Annotated in this window: 18 protein-coding genes; 10 read left to right on the top strand and 8 right to left on the bottom strand. The window is 62.7% G+C overall.

The window, feature by feature from the left end; genetic code table 11:
• Nucleotides 1–228 precede the first annotated feature (228 nt).
• Together copM and HUK68_RS22845 are read right to left on the bottom strand one after the other, a co-directional pair.
• Entirely contained in the window at nucleotides 229–1,716 is a 1,488-nt protein-coding gene (copM, locus tag HUK68_RS22850) for a CopM family metallochaperone (RefSeq protein ID WP_244146431.1), read from the bottom strand.
• Between the two features lie 24 nt (nucleotides 1,717–1,740).
• The gene (locus HUK68_RS22845) at nucleotides 1,741–2,067 is read right to left on the bottom strand and encodes a cupin domain-containing protein (RefSeq protein WP_175506559.1); all 327 of its coding nucleotides are present in this window, start codon (nucleotides 2,065–2,067) and stop codon (nucleotides 1,741–1,743) included.
• Nucleotides 2,068–2,187: 120 nt separating this feature from the next.
• Between HUK68_RS22845 and HUK68_RS22840 the strand changes: the two genes are divergently transcribed.
• The 9 genes from HUK68_RS22840 to HUK68_RS22800 all read left to right on the top strand — a co-directional run bounded on the left by HUK68_RS22840 (nucleotide 2,188) and on the right by HUK68_RS22800 (nucleotide 10,174).
• Nucleotides 2,188–2,592 carry a group III truncated hemoglobin gene (locus tag HUK68_RS22840; protein ID WP_175506558.1) on the top strand — a complete coding sequence of 135 codons (405 nt, stop codon included), beginning with the start codon at nucleotides 2,188–2,190 and terminating at the stop codon, nucleotides 2,590–2,592.
• 5 nt (nucleotides 2,593–2,597) lie between these two features.
• Nucleotides 2,598–3,845: an NnrS family protein gene (locus HUK68_RS22835; RefSeq protein WP_175506557.1), complete on the top strand. Its 1,248-nt coding sequence runs from the start codon at nucleotides 2,598–2,600 to the stop codon at nucleotides 3,843–3,845.
• Nucleotides 3,846–3,858: 13 nt separating this feature from the next.
• Complete coding sequence (locus HUK68_RS22830) at nucleotides 3,859–4,314, top strand: RrF2 family transcriptional regulator (protein ID WP_175506556.1); 456 nt, start codon at nucleotides 3,859–3,861, stop codon at nucleotides 4,312–4,314.
• A 10-nt stretch (nucleotides 4,315–4,324) separates the two neighbouring features.
• Nucleotides 4,325–4,765, top strand: a complete 441-nt coding sequence (locus HUK68_RS22825) for a CopD family copper resistance protein (protein ID WP_175506555.1) — start codon at nucleotides 4,325–4,327, stop codon at nucleotides 4,763–4,765.
• 1,033 nt (nucleotides 4,766–5,798) lie between these two features.
• On the top strand, nucleotides 5,799–6,704 hold the full coding sequence (locus HUK68_RS22820) for a TauD/TfdA dioxygenase family protein (RefSeq protein ID WP_175506554.1): 906 nt from the start codon (nucleotides 5,799–5,801) through the stop codon (nucleotides 6,702–6,704).
• On the top strand, nucleotides 6,701–7,645 hold the full coding sequence (locus tag HUK68_RS22815) for a LysR family transcriptional regulator (protein WP_175506553.1): 945 nt from the start codon (nucleotides 6,701–6,703) through the stop codon (nucleotides 7,643–7,645). The genes HUK68_RS22820 and HUK68_RS22815 overlap by 4 nt, the downstream gene beginning before the upstream one ends.
• Nucleotides 7,642–8,457, top strand: a complete 816-nt coding sequence (locus HUK68_RS22810) for a carbon-nitrogen hydrolase family protein (protein ID WP_175506552.1) — start codon at nucleotides 7,642–7,644, stop codon at nucleotides 8,455–8,457. Before HUK68_RS22815 ends, HUK68_RS22810 begins: the two co-directional genes overlap by 4 nt.
• Entirely contained in the window at nucleotides 8,458–9,129 is a 672-nt protein-coding gene (locus tag HUK68_RS22805) for an RraA family protein (protein ID WP_175506551.1), read from the top strand. It abuts the gene before it with no gap.
• A 70-nt stretch (nucleotides 9,130–9,199) separates the two neighbouring features.
• The gene (locus tag HUK68_RS22800; protein WP_175506550.1) at nucleotides 9,200–10,174 is read left to right on the top strand and encodes a Bug family tripartite tricarboxylate transporter substrate binding protein; all 975 of its coding nucleotides are present in this window, start codon (nucleotides 9,200–9,202) and stop codon (nucleotides 10,172–10,174) included.
• A 46-nt stretch (nucleotides 10,175–10,220) separates the two neighbouring features.
• On the opposite strand, the gene HUK68_RS22795 is transcribed toward HUK68_RS22800, so the two are convergent.
• Nucleotides 10,221–11,123, bottom strand: coding sequence for a LysR family transcriptional regulator (locus tag HUK68_RS22795; protein WP_175506549.1), 903 nt, complete (start codon nucleotides 11,121–11,123; stop codon nucleotides 10,221–10,223).
• A 124-nt stretch (nucleotides 11,124–11,247) separates the two neighbouring features.
• Between HUK68_RS22795 and HUK68_RS22790 the strand changes: the two genes are divergently transcribed.
• Entirely contained in the window at nucleotides 11,248–12,636 is a 1,389-nt protein-coding gene (locus tag HUK68_RS22790; RefSeq protein WP_175506548.1) for an L-serine ammonia-lyase, read from the top strand.
• 365 nt (nucleotides 12,637–13,001) lie between these two features.
• Here HUK68_RS22790 and HUK68_RS22785 read toward each other — a convergent pair whose 3' ends face one another.
• The 5 genes from HUK68_RS22785 to HUK68_RS22770 form a co-directional block, all read right to left on the bottom strand.
• Nucleotides 13,002–13,541: an RES family NAD+ phosphorylase gene (locus HUK68_RS22785; RefSeq protein WP_175506547.1), complete on the bottom strand. Its 540-nt coding sequence runs from the start codon at nucleotides 13,539–13,541 to the stop codon at nucleotides 13,002–13,004.
• Nucleotides 13,542–13,609: 68 nt separating this feature from the next.
• Entirely contained in the window at nucleotides 13,610–14,257 is a 648-nt protein-coding gene (locus HUK68_RS22780; protein WP_175506546.1) for a hypothetical protein, read from the bottom strand.
• A gap of 173 nt (nucleotides 14,258–14,430) precedes the next feature.
• On the bottom strand, nucleotides 14,431–14,910 hold the full coding sequence (locus HUK68_RS22775) for a LysR family transcriptional regulator (RefSeq protein ID WP_244146430.1): 480 nt from the start codon (nucleotides 14,908–14,910) through the stop codon (nucleotides 14,431–14,433).
• Nucleotides 14,907–15,035, bottom strand: a complete 129-nt coding sequence (locus HUK68_RS23475) for a hypothetical protein (protein ID WP_279614328.1) — start codon at nucleotides 15,033–15,035, stop codon at nucleotides 14,907–14,909. The genes HUK68_RS22775 and HUK68_RS23475 overlap by 4 nt, the downstream gene beginning before the upstream one ends.
• 26 nt (nucleotides 15,036–15,061) lie before the next feature.
• Nucleotides 15,062–15,529 carry an Lrp/AsnC ligand binding domain-containing protein gene (locus HUK68_RS22770; RefSeq protein WP_175506545.1) on the bottom strand — a complete coding sequence of 156 codons (468 nt, stop codon included), beginning with the start codon at nucleotides 15,527–15,529 and terminating at the stop codon, nucleotides 15,062–15,064.
• Nucleotides 15,530–15,560: the final 31 nt, after the last annotated feature.

Below are 15,560 nucleotides of genomic sequence, written 5' to 3'. Positions count from 1 at the left end.
GCAGCCAGCTTGTCAGAGAGCACTGCAGGAATGGGGGGCCGTTGGCATTGGCAAAGAAACGAATGCGGGCGCAACCGCTGTGTGCCACTGTCGCCGTTGTCGCCCGCGCACCTTCGATGAATGATGAAGCTCTGATCAGCTATGCAGGCCAGGCACACGTGGGTTCCCGCCCGTTTCGCAGTGCCTAAGTGCAGGCAGCCATCGGATGCAATTGCTGCGACGGGTGTGTCAGTTCGGTTGCGGGATGCCCCTTGCTGCCAGCCAAGCCTTCATCTCCTGGATCTCATGCCGCTGCGCGGCGATGATCTCCTGCGCCAGCTTGCGGTTTACGGGGTCCTGTCCGTACTGCAACTGGATCTGCGCCATGTCGATTGCACCCTGGTGATGCGGGATCATGCCGAGCACGAACGCCACGTCGGGATCGGGGTGCCGGATCCCCACCTGCATCGGGCGGTGCATTCTGGCCATGCTGGCTTCGTAGGCCTCGCGCGCCGAGCCACCCGATGCGCTTGCAGGCGGCGCTGTATGCCCAAGCCCGTGAGCACCAGAAGGGGCGGGAGGCGCGGTTGCTTGGCCGATGACCTGCGGCCCATGCGGATGTTCGGCACTGTACGTGTGGGTCGCCATCTCTGCGGTGGGCGCGTTTGCTTCACCGCTCGGGCCGTACAACGCCAGATGCAGGCCCCAGTAGCCGCTTGCAAAGACAAGCAACGCCGCACTGAGCATAGCCGGAATCGTCCAGACCGAACGCCGAATGGCGAAGCGCACCTGAGGCGTCGGGTCTGCGGCAATGGCCACGATGATGGCCATGATCAGGGCATGGCCCACCATGTCGATGCGCCCGAACGGATAGACCGCTGCATTGAAGATCACGAACAGCGTGATCGCCGACAGGCGCCGGACCAGCGCTGTCCAGAGCAGGCCGAAGCCCATCGTGAACTCTGCGACTCCGGCCATCGGGATGAACATGTCGCGCGGCATGCCAAAGGTGAGAAACGGCTTTTCTTCGACCAGCGGGTAAAACCAGTCCGGATACGCGAACTTCTCCAGGCTCGACCACATCAGGGCGATGGCCACGCCCCAGCGCAGCACTTCAAAGCGGTACTTGCGCCACTGCGGTTTTTTCGACGATTCAAGCACCAGGTAGCCCGCGACCGAGACACCGAGTGCCAGATAGTCCAGCAGGTGGAACAGGTCGTACTCGGTCAACGCCAGCACCCACAGCACGATGATGCCGGCAGCCGCCAGCGGCATCGTCCGGCGCGAGAAGACGCAGGCGGCAATCAGCAATTGCATCCACGACACCCACTCGTTTGGTGTCTTCAGATCTGGCGTCAGATAGACCCCGCCGACCGCGAAGATCGCGACGAAGAAGGCCGCGATGACCACCCGCACGAAATCGTCCAGGCGCATCCACAGCGGATTCATCACCTTGTCCATGCCGGCGAGGATGCTTTGTCCGACGGACATCTTCTCGACGGCCCGGGTGGCCAGGAAGAACATCAGCACCAGTGCGATGCCGATCCAGAACCACTGATTGGTGAGCGTTGCGCTCAACGGCTGCGGTGGCGCGCCCACGATGTAGGGCGCAAACCATTTCACATGCGCGTGGGCGGTCGAAGCCACGCCGGCGCAGCCCAAGACCGCGAAGCGCAGCAGCATCTGACGCGGTCGGAGTGCTGTGCCGTCAAGCTCATCGAGAGCGTTCTTTTTCATATCGGTCTTCTTTCTGAAAAAATTTCAGTGATGCAGCATCGTCACTAGCAGCACCGTGTCCCTATGGGCCTGCACGCAGTGGGGTTCTGCGGCGGGCAGCATCACCAAGCAGCCTGGCACAAGTCTGCACGTCCGCGATGGTGTCGCGACATCCGCCTCGCCCGACAGACATTGGACCGTGATCTCGCCGGGCACGTGGTGCTCTGGCAGCGACTGTCCTGCTGCCAGCACTACCCGCATCAACTGGAGATGCGGCGTCTTGAGCAGGCTGCTGCTGACCGCCGTGCCCTGCGAATGGTCCATGGCGTGCAGATCGATGACTTCTAGGGGATGGGAATGTTTGAGGGCCATGGCGCTTTGGGGTTGATGTAGGTCAGAAAGGGATGCCGAGGAAGCCGCTTGGCGCTATCATAAGGTATATTATTTATATATCTTATGAATAATCCAACGTTACAAACGACAGAGCACGCAATGCCCGGGAGCAATCTCTGCACCGAAGCCGAAGCCACGGCCCTGGTGCACACGTTCTATGCCCGTGTCCGTGAGGACGAGGTGCTGGGTCCGATCTTCGAGGCACACATTGACGACTGGGACCGCCACTTGGCCAAGCTGGTGGATTTCTGGTCGGCCATTCTCCGGCGCACGGGCCGGTTTTCGGGCGCGCCCATGCCTAAGCATGCGGTGTTGCCCGGGCTCTCGGCAGAGCTGTTCCAGCGCTGGCTGAAGCTGTTCCGCGAGAACGCGGTGGCGCAGCCCAATCAGGCGATGGCCGAGCAGGCCTGCGCGATGGCCGAGCGCATCGCGCAAAGCCTGTGGATGGGCTACCAGATCAGTCGTAATCCCGACGCGCTGCCCGCGGCGTTGGCACAGGGTTGAGCGGTATGGCTGAACTGTTGCAGATCGAGGAGCCTAGTAGGGCGAAGCCGCCCCCGCCGCAATGGGCAGCGTTTCTGGAGCTGGGATTTCGGCCGCTTTACCTGGCCGGCTGCTTTTGGGCCGCCGTGTCGGTGGCGCTGTGGGTGTTTGCGCCCGAGCTGCTGCGCGGGAAACTGGCCGGTGTTGTCTGGCATGCGCACGAGATGCTCTGGGGCTTCATCGCCACCATCGCGGTGGGCTTCCTGCTCACGGCGGGCAGCAACTGGACGGGCACCAATCCGCTCAAGGGCAGGGCGCTGGCCGCCTTGAGCCTGCTGTGGGTTCTGGCGCGGGTGGGCTACCTCGTGCCGGGAGACATTGCGTTTGCACTGGCGCTTGCCTGCGAGGTACTGTTCTTCGCCGTGTCGGCCCTGGCCCTGGGCCGCGCCATCTACGGCGCGCGCAGCCAGCGCAACTACGGCCTGCCGTTGCTGGTGTTCGCGTTGGGCGGGGCTGATGCGTTGTTCCTGCTTGCAACCCGGCAGAGCGACCATGGCCAGCTCATGCAGCACTTCAACACCGGGTTGCTGTGCATGGCGATGATCGCGCTCCTGGTGGCACGCCGGGTGATTCCGTTTTTTGCGATCCGGGCGGTGCCGGGTTTGACGGTTCCGATGCACACGCGCAGCGGCCATTGGCAACTGGCGGCCGGCGGCTTGGCCATCGGCTGCGGACTGATGGGCTGGGCAGAGGCATCGGCCCTGTTCCTGAGCGTGGCTGGCGTGGTTGCGCTTGTGCAGGTCCTGGCCTGGAAGCCGGCAGCCGTGCGGCGCGTGCCGCTGCTCTGGATTTTGTATGTCGGGTATGCCGCAATAGGCGTGGGGCTTCTGGTGGCCGCCGCCCACGCTGCAGGCGCCGTGCTGCGCGCCGCATGGCCGGCACATGTGATTGGCGTGGCCGGATTCTCGGTTCTGATCATCGGCATGGTGACCCGCACGGCGCTGGGACATCTGGGGCGGCCGCTGCGCCCGGATCGCCTTATCGTGTGCTGTTACGGGCTAGTGATCGCGGCCGCGGCGCTGCGCCTGCTGGCGCTGCTGCCCACCGGCTTGGCGTTGGGTGCCTTGCACGCATCCGCTGGCGCCTGGGTGCTGGCCTTCGTGCTGTACCTGTGGCGGTTCTTCCCGATGCTGATCCGCCCGCGCATCGATGCGCCGGCTGCGCCGGTTCTCAAGCCCGAACAGATTGCGGCGCGGCCGCACCCGCCGCAATGACTGGAGCCATCCCATGCGTTTGACCATGATGACCGACTACGCGCTGCGCCTGTTAATGTATGTGGCGCAGCAGCCCGAACGCCTGTGCACCATCTCGGAGGTGGCGCAGGCCTATGAGATATCGGAAGCGCATTTGATGAAGGTGACCTACCAACTCGCCCTGCAAGGCTGGATCGAGACTGTGCGCGGCAAGGGCGGGGGCATGCGCCTGGCCCATGCGCCGCGCGACATCAACCTGGGCGCCGTGGTGCGTGACATCGAGCCGGACTTTGCCTTGGTCGAGTGTTTCTCGACCGGCAACCAGTGCGTCTTGACGGGACGGTGTCGCCTGGCCGACGTACTCAGCGGCTCCCTGCAGGTGTTCATGACCCACTTGGACGGCTTCTCGTTGGCCGACCTGTTGCCCAGCACCGACCTACCGCTGAAAGCGAGCCAGCGCATGAAGCTGGAACGCAGGCGGGTGGCATGAGGACTTCCCCGTGAGCTATGGTGTCCTGCTGATCTTGCACCTGCTGGCCGCCATCGCCTTCGTGGGCACGGTGTTCTTCGAAGTGGTGATGCTCGAAGGTGTGCGCAAGCACTTGCCTCAAGAGACTATGCGCGCGGTGGAGCGCGCGATCGGCAACCAATCCACCGCCGTGATGCCCTGGGTGCTGCTGACGCTCTACGCAGCTGGCATCAGTCTGGCCTGGCAGCACCGCGCAGCGCTGGCACAGCCGCTAACCAGCAGCTTCGGGCTGCTGTTGATGCTTAAGATCGCACTGTCGCTCAGCGTGTTCGGGCATTTCGCCAGCGCTATGTTCTGGCGACGGCGCGGTGTGCTGGGGGGGCGTCGCTCGCGCCGGCTGCACCTGAGCGTGTTCTGCCATGTGCTGGCCATCGTGCTGCTGGCCAAGGCCATGTTCTACGTGCAGTGGTAAAGCAATGGCACTGCGAGACCAACTTTGTGTTGGCCGTCATGGCATTCGGAGATAGCGAGATGGAGCCGCGCTTGCGCGACGTGATAGCGCCCGAGTTGCTCATGGTTGCTGGCCAGATCTCCCAAGAGCTCCAGATGGAGGGCTTAGAAAGGTTCTGACCGCGTCTCTGAACCGGTGCGGTTCAGTGGGCATCCCCTGAGGTCTGCACTACGCAGGCGTAGCCAAGGTCCGACCAAGGCCGCTCAATGGTTACGCCGAAATAGCTCGCGATAAGGTCCCCTTATAGAGATGAGCATCAGCTTGAAATGCACGTCTGCCCTTCCCGCCGACACGCAGGAGCTGGCCCCTGCTGGGACGCCACGTTGATGCCAACACTTTTACTACCGCCATCTACCAGCAGGGCAAACGCGCTTCCGAATGCTCAGTGCATCTCGGAGTAGCGGATTCAGGAGCAACGGTCGGAGCTCCTTTCCTGCCTGAACGCTCGGAGTCCTAACATGCTGTGCAGAAACAGCTTCCTGCACAGTCACTTCGGCGAGTTCCTGCTTCACCGCGGTTGGTTGCGCGGATGTCTTTCGACCTCGGCCAGAGCCGTCTTCTCCATAGGCAGACAAACGTGGTCGCCATGGCCACAGGCTTGGCACAGGAAGATCACTTGAGTGCGGCGGTTTTCGTGGCTGGCATGGCCAAAGTGCGGGCATGTCTGGGCTGGCGTAATGCGCTGACACGGCCAGCACGATGCCACCTGCCCATGTCATCTTGTGTTCCAGTTGCCGCCGTAACTCGTTCTAGCCCCGGCTCAGTATGGCTTTGTTCAGGCCCGCCTTTTGCCTGCCCCATCGGCCAGGACGGCCTCGCTGTCCGCGCTCTTGAACCCTGTCGTTCACGGGTCTGCCATGCATCGGATCAAACGAGGCACGTTCGCCCTGTATCCCGTGAAAGAAAAAGCTGCACCAAGTGCAAGAAAAACACGTTCGACTAAAGGGCAGTCGCGTTCCAGAATTCGTTTCATCCCTTCACGGAGAGCGAAATAATGAAAGTCACACCATTTGAAAACGGCTTCGGTGCCGACATCAGCGACATTCCTCCGACCATGCAGGTGAGCGATGCTGATTTGAATGGAATCGTTGCTGCCTGGCACAAGCATTCCATTTTGCGTTTCCGCGGGTTGGATATGACCCCGGAGCAGCATATCGCTTTCACCCGCCGCTTGGGTCCGACGCACGTCATGCAGCCGCTGAGCGCCAACTTGGAAGGCTATCCCGAAGTCTTCGTCATCTCGAATGCCAGCAAGGAAGATCCGTCCAAGCCGGTTGAAAAGGGCGGCACCGCTGCGGGCCAGATGCGGGTCGGCGAAGGCTTCCACACCGATGGCGAAGACAAGGCGATCCCCAATGCGGGCTCGATGCTCTACGCCAAGGTATGCCCACCCGAGCGCGGCGACACGCTGTGGGTCGATATGTACGCCGCCTACGAAGCACTGCCCGAGGAGGTGAAAGCGCAAATGGCCGGTCGCCGTGCACGCTACAGCCGAATCGACCTGCACGAGGCGTACTATCCGCTGATGGGGCCTATGACCGAGGAGCAAAAGCGTGCCCGCCCGGATGTGTACCACCCGCTCGCGCGCAAGCACCCCTTCAGCGGCCGCACCGCAATCTACATCGGCCGCTGGGCCTGCGACATCGAGGGGCTGCCGCTCGACGAAGGCCGCGAGCTGGTCAAGTACCTGCAGGAATTCGTTCAGCAGCCCCGGTTCATCTTCCGGCAGGTCTGGCAGCCCGGCGACGCCATCCTGTGGGACAACCGCTGCACCCAGCACTGCGCCACGGGCTACGACGACGAGAAGTACGTCCGCACCATGTACCGCACCACGCTGGAAGGCGAGCTCCCCTTGATGGCGCGCACGTCTTCACGCACCCTCGAAGAAGCGCTGACATGAACATTCGATTCCTGGAAACTGTTCTTTGGTTGACGAAGTTGCGTACCTTGAAGGCGACGGCCGAGCAGATGTGCATCACCCATACCGCCATATCGAACCGCATCGATGCACTGGAACAGGATCTGGGAGTCAAGCTGTTCGAGAAATCCGGTCAGGGGTTCGAGCCCACCCCTGACGGGGTTCGCTTCATCGAAGAGGCAGAACCGATCGTCGAGGCCTACCACAAGCTCCGGCGCGTGGTGCTTGATCCCATGAAGGTCAAGGGAAGCTTGCGCATCGGCTTGGCGACCACCTTGGTTCCCACCATCCTGCCGCACCTGGTGAAGACGCTGCGCAGCGAGTATCCCCGGGTTTCTCTGGCTGTCACCGTCGACCTTGCCGACCGCTTGCTGCGGGATCTGAAAGGTGGGCGCCTTGATCTTTTGCTGGTCGCATCTTCGCCGCCAGAGCCGCATTACGAACGGGTGCCCCTTTGCAGCTTCGCGATGGGCATGGTGGCAAGCCCTACCTTGGCCATCGACACCACGAAGCCTCTGACTCTGGACCAACTCGCGGCCCACCCGTTCATCGGTTATCCCGCTGGCACAGACTCGCAGTCGCGGGTCGAGTCCTACTTCTCCGGTGTCGATCTGGTCGCTGGCGTGCACGCCTCGAACGGCATCCACGGCAACGTCCAGCTGGCAGCCGCCGGAATGGGCATTACCGCTGTTCCCATCGTCTACGTGAAGACCGAGCTGGAGCAGGGCTCGCTGGTCCTCCTACCGACGGTTAAAGCCTACGCCAGCGTGCACTACGCAGCCATCTTCTCTAAAGACGGCAACACCGCGCTGCCACGAGCAGTCGCCACCCTTGCGCGTCAGGCGGCAGCCAGCTTCTGCGAAGCGGCTGACCCATCCCAAGCCTGGCAGAACCACTCCACACACCCCTCGGAACAAGCATGAAAGTTTCTCTCATTCAAATGAATTCCGTGCCAGACAAGGCACGCAACTGCGCCGATGCAGACCGTATGGCGCGGCTTGCGGTCGACCGGGACGGTGCCGAGCTGGTGGTGTTTCCGGAGCACTTCGACTGGCACGGCGGCACCGTAGCGCAGAAGGTCGCGGCGGGTGAAGGCGTCCAGGGTGGCCCGGCCTACGACATGTGCCGCAAGCTGGCTGTCGATTGCCGCATCCATGTGCACACCGGTAGCTTCTACGAGGCAACCGAGGACAGGAAACGGGTCTACAACACCAGCGTCGTCTTCAATCCCGACGGCGAGGAAATTGGCCGCTACCGCAAGATCCACCTGTTCGACATCACCACGCCCGACGGCATGCGCTACGGCGAATCCGACGCGGTTGCTCCGGGCACCGACCCCGTGGTCGTCGATGTCAATGGCTTTAAGCTCGGCCTGGCGGTCTGCTACGACCTGCGCTTCCCCGAGCTGTTCCAGCGTCTCATGAAGAAGGGCGCCGACGTCATGGTGCTGCCCGCCGCCTTCACACTGCAGACCGGCAAGGACCACTGGGAAGTGCTATGCCGTGCCCGCGCCATTGAAACCCAGAGCTACTTCCTGGCCGCCGCAATGATCGGTCCATTCGACCAAGGTGGCGAGAAGCGCCACACCTATGGCCACTCGCTTGTTTGCGACCCGTGGGGCCACGTCATTGCCAAGGCTTCCGACGGAATCGGCCCGGTCTCGGCAAGGCTCGACAAGGAGCTCATCGCCAAAGCCCGTGCAGACATTCCCCTGCAGTCCCACAAGGTGCTCTGAATGAAAAAATTCCGCATCGGCCCCATGCCGGAGCCCATCTCCGATGCAGTGAAGCAGCGCCTGGCTGAAGTCGAGACCGCGACAGTCGGCCACTTTCGCCACTGGGGCTTCATGGACACCCGCATCCAGGCGCTCGGGCACAGCAAGCGCCTCGTTGGAACCGCCGTCACATTGGCCTTGCCAGCGCAGGATTCGACGCTGCTGCATCACACGCTCGGCCTGCTCAAGCCAGGGCACATCGTCGTCATCGACCGCCTTGGCGACCGCAAGCACGCTTGCTGGGGCGGCGGCGTGACCTATGCGGCGCACAGTGCCGGCGCCACGGCGGCCATCATCGATGGCATGTGCACCGACCCGCTGGAGATCGCGCAACTGCAGTTTCCGGTCTGGTGCCGAGGCATCTCACCGATCACCACCCGCATGTACAACCTGGGCGGACTGCTCAATCACCCGGTCTCGTGCGGCGGCGCGGTGGTGCGTCCGGGCGACATCATCCTGGCCGACGAGAACGGCGTGCTGGTGATTCCGCCCGACGAGGTCGAAGAGGTCGCCGAGATGGCCTTGGCCAAGCAAGCCCGTGGCAACGTGAACATCGAAAAGCTGCGCAACGGCGCAAGACTGGGTGACCTGTCTGGCGCGAACACGTTCATCGAGCAAGACGCGGCTGCCTGAACGTGCAATTCAGAAAAGAAATACATCCGAGGCCCAAAAAGCTCTGTCTCCACCCCACCGAAGGTCTCCAATGAAGCGCCATGCCTCCCGTATCGCAGCAGCCGTACTCTTGCTCTCCCCTTTCGCGGCTTATGCTGAATGGCCGAATCGACCCATCAAGATCATTGTTCCGTTCCCGGCGGGCAACTCCTCGGATGTGTCCATGCGCATCCTGGGCGAGAAGCTCGGAGCGCGCCTGGGCCAACCCGTCGTAATTGAAAACCGCATCGGTGCCGGCGGCACCATCGGCACGGCGGCCGCCGCGAAAGCCACTCCCGACGGGTACACACTGGCCATGGGCTCCACGGGCCCCCTGTCGATCGCTCAATGGCTGCGGCCGGATTCGATGCCCTACAACCCGGCCAAGGACTTCGCCGTTCTCGGTGCGGTTGCCTATGCCCCGCAGGTGCTCACCGTGCGAAGCAGCCTGCCGGTGGCGAACTTCAAGGAGTTCCTCGCGTATGGCCGCCAAAGCGGCAACAAGTTGAATTACGGCTCCAGCGGCAACGGAACCACTCCGCACCTGGTCATCGCGCAGCTGGTCAGCGAAGCCAGGCTGAACGCGGAGCACATCCCCTTCCAGGGCGGCTCGCAGGCGCTCACCAGCCTGGTGGGCGAACAGATCGACTTCATTTCCGACAATGTCCCCGTCATCCAGGGAGCGATTTCCTCCGGGCGCGTCAAGCCCCTTGCGGTGTCGTCGGCAAAGCGGATTCCATCGATGCCGGACATCCCGACCATTGCCGAGCAAGGCGTTCCCGGTTTCGACTATCAAGGCTGGATCCTGTTGGTCGGACCCAGCAAGCTGCCGGCGGCCATCGCCACCCGTTTGAACACCGAAGTCGAGGCCATCATGAAGATGCCCGAGGTTCGCCAGCGTTTCGGCGAACTGGGTCTGGCGCCCATGGACATGCCGAAGTCCGAGCTGGCCGGCTTCTTGGCCGCCGAATCGAAGAAGTGGCAGGCCGCCGTGAAGGTTTCAAACGCCATCGAAACCACGCGATAAGTTCCAGCTCGAAGGGGGTGCCGCAGACAAACGTCCCTTGGCAGAGTCATTGCGGCGCCGGCTCCAGGCTTCGCTGCAGCGCTTGCACGAATACCTTCACCGAGGGGTGGCTGCGCTCGCCGGCGCGAAACGCCACGGAGATCTTGCGCGTGACGGACGGCCGCAGCGGACGGGCCGCCAGCTGCTGCGTCATCTGCCCCAGCCTGAGCCCCGGAATGAGGGAGATGGAGCAGCCCGACTCCACCATCGCGGCGATGATCTCGGCGCCTCTGCAGGCAGCGTTCACCTTGGGATCGAACCCAGCCTTGCGGCACAGGCCGAGCACGAACTCGCCGTAGAAGCTGGTTGCGGAGTCCAGCGCCCACATCTCGTCCTTGAGCTCGGGCAGGGCAATCGATGTCCGGTGGGCCAGGGGATGGTCCTGCGCCATCGCCACGAGCAGCTCGTCGTCGATGAGCTTGACCTTCTGGACCGTCCGCTCCATCCGGGCCAGGCGCACGGACAGGTCGTCGACGATGGCCAGGTCCGCATCCCACGAGCCCAGTGCGGCCAGGCCTTCCGCGGGCTCCATTTCGATGAGCGCGATCTGCAGTCTCGGATAGGCCTGCTGCAGCGCCTTCAACACGGGCGGCAGCAATGCCGCGGCGGCTGTCGCGAACGCGGCCACGCGCAGGGTCCCCGCGATATCGTTGCGGATGACTGCCATCTCGGACTTCGCCTCGTCGAGCACGGTCATCACGCGCTCGGCATGCGCCACCAGCACCTCGCCCGCAGGCGTCAGCCTCACCCCGCGACCGCTGCGCTCGGTGAGGGCCACTCCCACCTCATCTTCCAGCTGGCTTATCTGCTGGGAGACGGCCGATGCGGTCAGGTTTAGTGCCTGCGCCGCGGCGGTGATGGTATGCCTGATGGCAAGCTCCCGCAGGGCCCTGAGCCGGGTGATATCCATCTGCGAAACCCTTCCAATGATTAAATTTATCTAATGTATTGGCCAATGAAAGATAAATTTTATTGGCACAACGCTTCTTCTACGATGCCGCTCAATACAAGCTTCACAGTGATTTGGAATTTCCATGGCAGTCAGCGTTTTCGACCTTTTCAAGATTGGCATCGGACCTTCGAGTTCCCATACAGTGGGGCCGATGCGGGCCGCCAGGATGTTCACGCATGCGCTGCGGGAGCAGGGGCTGCTCGGCCCGGTGCACCGGGTCGTCGCCGAAATGTTCGGCTCGCTTGGAGCCACGGGAAAGGGGCATGGAACGGATACGGCGGTCCTCCTGGGCCTGGCCGGCCATGAGCCGGACACGGTGGATGTGGATGCGGTGCCCTCGATCCTGCAGGACATCCGCGACTCGAATTCGCTGCGGCTCGATGGCCAGCACGCGATTGGCCTCGACTTCAAGAAGGATGTCCTGCTCTACGGCCTCAAGGCGCTGCCTTTTCATCCCAACGGCATGCGCTTCACGGCCTTCGACGCGCAGGGCAGCAGCCTGCTCGAGAAGACCTATTACTCGGTTGGCGGCGGATTTGTCGTGAGCTCGGACCTGGCGGCCGACGGCACGCGGCAGAAGGTCATTGCGCCAGACACCACGGCGCTGCCCCTGCCGTTCAAGAGCGGCGACGACCTGCTGCGGCTGACCCGGCAGAACCACTGCAGCATCGCCGAAGTGATGCGGCGCAACGAGCGGCATTGGCGCGATGACGCCGAAACGCGCGCCGGGCTTTTGAAGATCTGGGACGTGATGCGCCAGTGCGTCGACCGGGGCTGCCGCACCGAGGGTACGCTGCCAGGCGGATTCAAGGTCAGGCGCCGCGCGGCGGCCTGGGCGCAAAGGCTGGGCCAGGCGCCTGCAATTCAGGCGGACCCGCTTGCCGTCATGGACTGGGTCAACCTGTTCGCGCTTGCCGTGAACGAAGAGAACGCCGCAGGTGGGCGTGTCGTCACCGCGCCAACCAACGGCGCCGCCGGCATCGTTCCTGCCGTCCTGCACTATTACACGCGCTTCGTGCCTGATGCCAGCGAGCAGGGCATCATCGACTTTCTCCTCACGGCCGCCGCCATCGGCATCCTCTACAAGGAGAACGCCTCCATATCGGGCGCCGAGGTCGGCTGCCAGGGCGAGGTGGGCGTCGCCTGCTCGATGGCCGCGGCCGGGCTGTGCGCCGTCATGGGAGGCACGCCCGAGCAGGTTGAAAACGCTGCCGAGATCGGCATGGAGCATCCCCTGGGGCTCACTTGCGACCCCGTCGGGGGGTTGGTGCAGATTCCCTGCATCGAGCGCAATGCGGTGGCGTCGGTGAAGGCCATCAACGCTGCGCGCATGGCGTTGCACGGCGATGGCACCCATCACGTGAGCCTTGATCAAGTCATCAAGACGATGAGGGAAACGGGGGCCGACATGCTCACCAAGTACAAGGAAACCTCAAGGGGTGGCTTGGCCGTGAACATCGTCGAGTGCTGAAATCATCGTCTAGTACTTGACTTTTCGGTGGCTGAGTGAGGTCGCTGCCATCTGAAGCGGTACCGGCTAGGCATATGCCGCAATGTCTGTGCAGGGCAAAGCAAAACTTCTGAAGTACTGCAGCTCGTCATGCACTTGCAAGGGGTAGCCTGTTACTCGCCCGGGAAGAGCTACCGATAAGCGCCGCTTATAGTGCGCTCTCGATCCACTCGCCATTGCAACCCGCACTCTTCCCTGCGATTGCCGCCGCGGCGCCCATGCGGCAATTTCGATGCCGATCCAGGCCATGAAGATCAAGGCGCTGGCCGTGACCTCGCCCAGCGCCCGCGCTTCATGCCGCAGGTGCCCAAGTCCCACCGCGAGCCCTACTGCACGATGACAATGCCCAGCCTGTTGTTGGCCTGGGTCAGCCCCCTGACGCCTAACAAGGGTGTATAGGATGGAGCGCCCAATTTGTTTTGCGCCCTATCGAACAGTACTGCGGCCCGCTTGTCGTTGAGCTGCTTGGAGACAAAGAGAAAGCCATCCACATGGGCCGGGTGCGCATGGACGGCCGCAGCCCACTGCTGGGTTACGTCGTAGGGGTACTCTGCCGACAGGCTGTTGTTTCCGCCAATGCGTTTGAGGTGCTGTCCCGTAAGGTCGGCAAGTCTCAGCACGCCCTCATGGTTACCGGCAGCAAAAGTCACCAGATAGCGCGCTGCGATTTCTTCCTGCTGGATCCTAAACTGCCCCTTCTCGGGCAATTCATCGTGCAGCACCGACTCCGCGATGGCGGTGTCCAGTTGCAGGCCGCAGTAGCATGCCCCAAACCGCCTGTCCGGGTCGTCGAACCGGTTGGCTGCATGCTTTCCGAAATAAGGCTCCCCGGTATTGCGCCGGCCGATCCTTTTGAGCGAAGTCACGGCGATCTCTTTGATGCGCAACGGAAGGTCGGAGAAGTCGACAGATGGCGATGGAAGCGACACTGGGCTCATGCCTCTTCGGCAAACGCAGCGGCAATATCCTTGACCTTCGCAACCCGGCCGGCGGCAAGGGCCTGCAGCGGGGTTTCGCCTCCCAGCGATCCCTTGCGCGTGAGGAAGAACTGCAGCTTCGCGCCTCCCGGCAGGTCACCGAGCGCCTTGGTCACCGCCTCCAGGTGCCTGCGGTCATAGGCAGAATCCGCATAGAAGGTCGGGAAGTACCGCTCGGCTCTATGTGTCAGAGAGAAAATGCGGTGGTTCTTGGCGGCCTTGGATACGGCCTGCCGGGAGCTCCATCCCATCAACTCCTGGAATTCCACAGGCGTTACCAGCTGTCCCTTGCGGACCATGGTTTCAGTGCTGTCCAAAACCAAGGCAGCGCGCGTCTCATGCTCGCCAGACTGCTTTCCCGGCTCTTTGCTTCGATCGGATGCTGCCGGGGTCTCGACTGCCGCTACCCGCAGGACCCGGACGGTGTTTTCCAGCTCCTGCAAAGCAATCTTCAGCTCCTTACGCAAGCTTGGCCCCAAGTGTTTGCTGCCGTCCACAGGCGAGGGGACGATGCGCAAAATGCCATCATTGAACTCGCGAAGACTGTCGACAAACGCCGGAATGTCGACCTTCTGCGTGGCACGCATACGGGCGGTAATGGACATGGCAACTCCTTTTCAGAGTTTCCAATCTAACGGAGTTAGACAACCATGTCAACCAAAACAACCATGTCGCCTGGATGATCGGATTTTTCTCCCTGGTTGCCAGCGTAGATCACGCTCATGCCTGCGAGGGCGGCACGCCATTCCCGAAAATGCTCTGCGAAGGTCTTGGGCGGTCAGCAGGCTGGACACTCCCATCGGCTCAAATCGCACCCATGGATCGAGAGCCAACGCTGGCCAGGAATAGCTACCGATAACACCGGCTGCTTATCACGCGCTATAACGCAACCCTTTTCGTTTAACTGCTGAGAACTCGCATCGATGTGCCCTTCGCGCAATTTACCCAGCAGCTCCGCGTTCGAGCCGAGGGTGAGCTCGGTCTCGAGGTCTGGCGTGCTGTGCCGTAGGGAGACGATGAGCTGCGGCACCAACTGGATGGTCAGCGAGTAGCGGGCCCCGATCTTGAACCAGCCCGTGCCGCTGCCCCCTGCCGCCCGGGTGGCGCGCAAGTCGCTGTCCATGCTGCGCAGCACCTCCCGGGCGACCTCCCCCAGCACATGGGCGGCCTCCGTGGACACGAGGTTGCGGCCCTGGTGGCGGAAAAGCGCGCAGCGCGCGCCTTCCTCGAGCAAGTGCAGCGCGTAGTGGACACTCACGGTCTGGTCTCAAGCTGCTCAGCCGTGCGGGCAAGGTTTCTGGACTCCATGAACGCCAGCAGCACGCGCAGCTTGCGGAAGCTCACTTCGTCGTCCGTCGATCTGAGCCAGTCTGGATGCGGCATGGTGCAAGGATAAGGCGGCGCGCTGCTCAGCGGTCCAACGGCAGGTGCAGCGACTCCTTCACCTCCTCCATCACCACCACGCTGCGCGACGCGGCCGTGACGGGCAAGCGCTTGAGGATGTTTCCCAGCAGGTGCCGGTACTCGCCCATGCCGCGCAGCCTAAACTTGACCAGGTAGTCATAGTCGCCGGAGACCAGATGGGCCTCCATGACCTCGGGCATCTGCGATAGCTCCCTCTTCACCTGGTCGAACACATCCCCGGACTTCGCGGACAGCTTGATCTCCACGAACACCAGCAGGGTCCTGCCCAGCGCCTCGGGCGACAGGCGCGCATGGTAGCCCTCGATGAGGCCCTCGCGCTCCATCCTCTTGACCCGCTCGGTGCAGGGCGATGCCGACAGTCCCACCTTCTCGGCCAGCTCCGTCATGGAAATGCGTCCCTGGCGCTGCAGGACATCAAGGATGGCAAGGTCGATCCGGTCGGTCTGGAACATTGTCTGTCGATCCCCACAAAGCAACTTTAAA

Origin of the sequence: Comamonas antarctica (assembly GCF_013363755.1) — a bacterium.
Taxonomy (GTDB): domain Bacteria; phylum Pseudomonadota; class Gammaproteobacteria; order Burkholderiales; family Burkholderiaceae_C; genus Comamonas; species Comamonas antarctica.
This window is presented reverse-complemented; position numbering and strand designations above follow the sequence as displayed.

What these genes read in the sequence shown, in the direction of transcription:
- copM (WP_244146431.1), bottom strand. Translation starts at nt 1,716, where the DNA reads ATGAAAAAGAACGCTCTCGATGAGCTTGACGGCACAGCACTCCGACCG.
- HUK68_RS22845 (WP_175506559.1), bottom strand. Translation starts at nt 2,067, where the DNA reads ATGGCCCTCAAACATTCCCATCCCCTAGAAGTCATCGATCTGCACGCC.
- HUK68_RS22840 (WP_175506558.1), top strand. Translation starts at nt 2,188, where the DNA reads ATGCCCGGGAGCAATCTCTGCACCGAAGCCGAAGCCACGGCCCTGGTG.
- HUK68_RS22835 (WP_175506557.1), top strand. Translation starts at nt 2,598, where the DNA reads ATGGCTGAACTGTTGCAGATCGAGGAGCCTAGTAGGGCGAAGCCGCCC.
- HUK68_RS22830 (WP_175506556.1), top strand. Translation starts at nt 3,859, where the DNA reads ATGCGTTTGACCATGATGACCGACTACGCGCTGCGCCTGTTAATGTAT.
- HUK68_RS22820 (WP_175506554.1), top strand. Translation starts at nt 5,799, where the DNA reads ATGAAAGTCACACCATTTGAAAACGGCTTCGGTGCCGACATCAGCGAC.
- HUK68_RS22815 (WP_175506553.1), top strand. Translation starts at nt 6,701, where the DNA reads ATGAACATTCGATTCCTGGAAACTGTTCTTTGGTTGACGAAGTTGCGT.
- HUK68_RS22810 (WP_175506552.1), top strand. Translation starts at nt 7,642, where the DNA reads ATGAAAGTTTCTCTCATTCAAATGAATTCCGTGCCAGACAAGGCACGC.
- HUK68_RS22805 (WP_175506551.1), top strand. Translation starts at nt 8,458, where the DNA reads ATGAAAAAATTCCGCATCGGCCCCATGCCGGAGCCCATCTCCGATGCA.
- HUK68_RS22800 (WP_175506550.1), top strand. Translation starts at nt 9,200, where the DNA reads ATGAAGCGCCATGCCTCCCGTATCGCAGCAGCCGTACTCTTGCTCTCC.
- HUK68_RS22795 (WP_175506549.1), bottom strand. Translation starts at nt 11,123, where the DNA reads ATGGATATCACCCGGCTCAGGGCCCTGCGGGAGCTTGCCATCAGGCAT.
- HUK68_RS22790 (WP_175506548.1), top strand. Translation starts at nt 11,248, where the DNA reads ATGGCAGTCAGCGTTTTCGACCTTTTCAAGATTGGCATCGGACCTTCG.
- HUK68_RS22780 (WP_175506546.1), bottom strand. Translation starts at nt 14,257, where the DNA reads ATGTCCATTACCGCCCGTATGCGTGCCACGCAGAAGGTCGACATTCCG.
- HUK68_RS23475 (WP_279614328.1), bottom strand. Translation starts at nt 15,035, where the DNA reads ATGCCGCATCCAGACTGGCTCAGATCGACGGACGACGAAGTGAGCTTC.
- HUK68_RS22770 (WP_175506545.1), bottom strand. Translation starts at nt 15,529, where the DNA reads ATGTTCCAGACCGACCGGATCGACCTTGCCATCCTTGATGTCCTGCAG.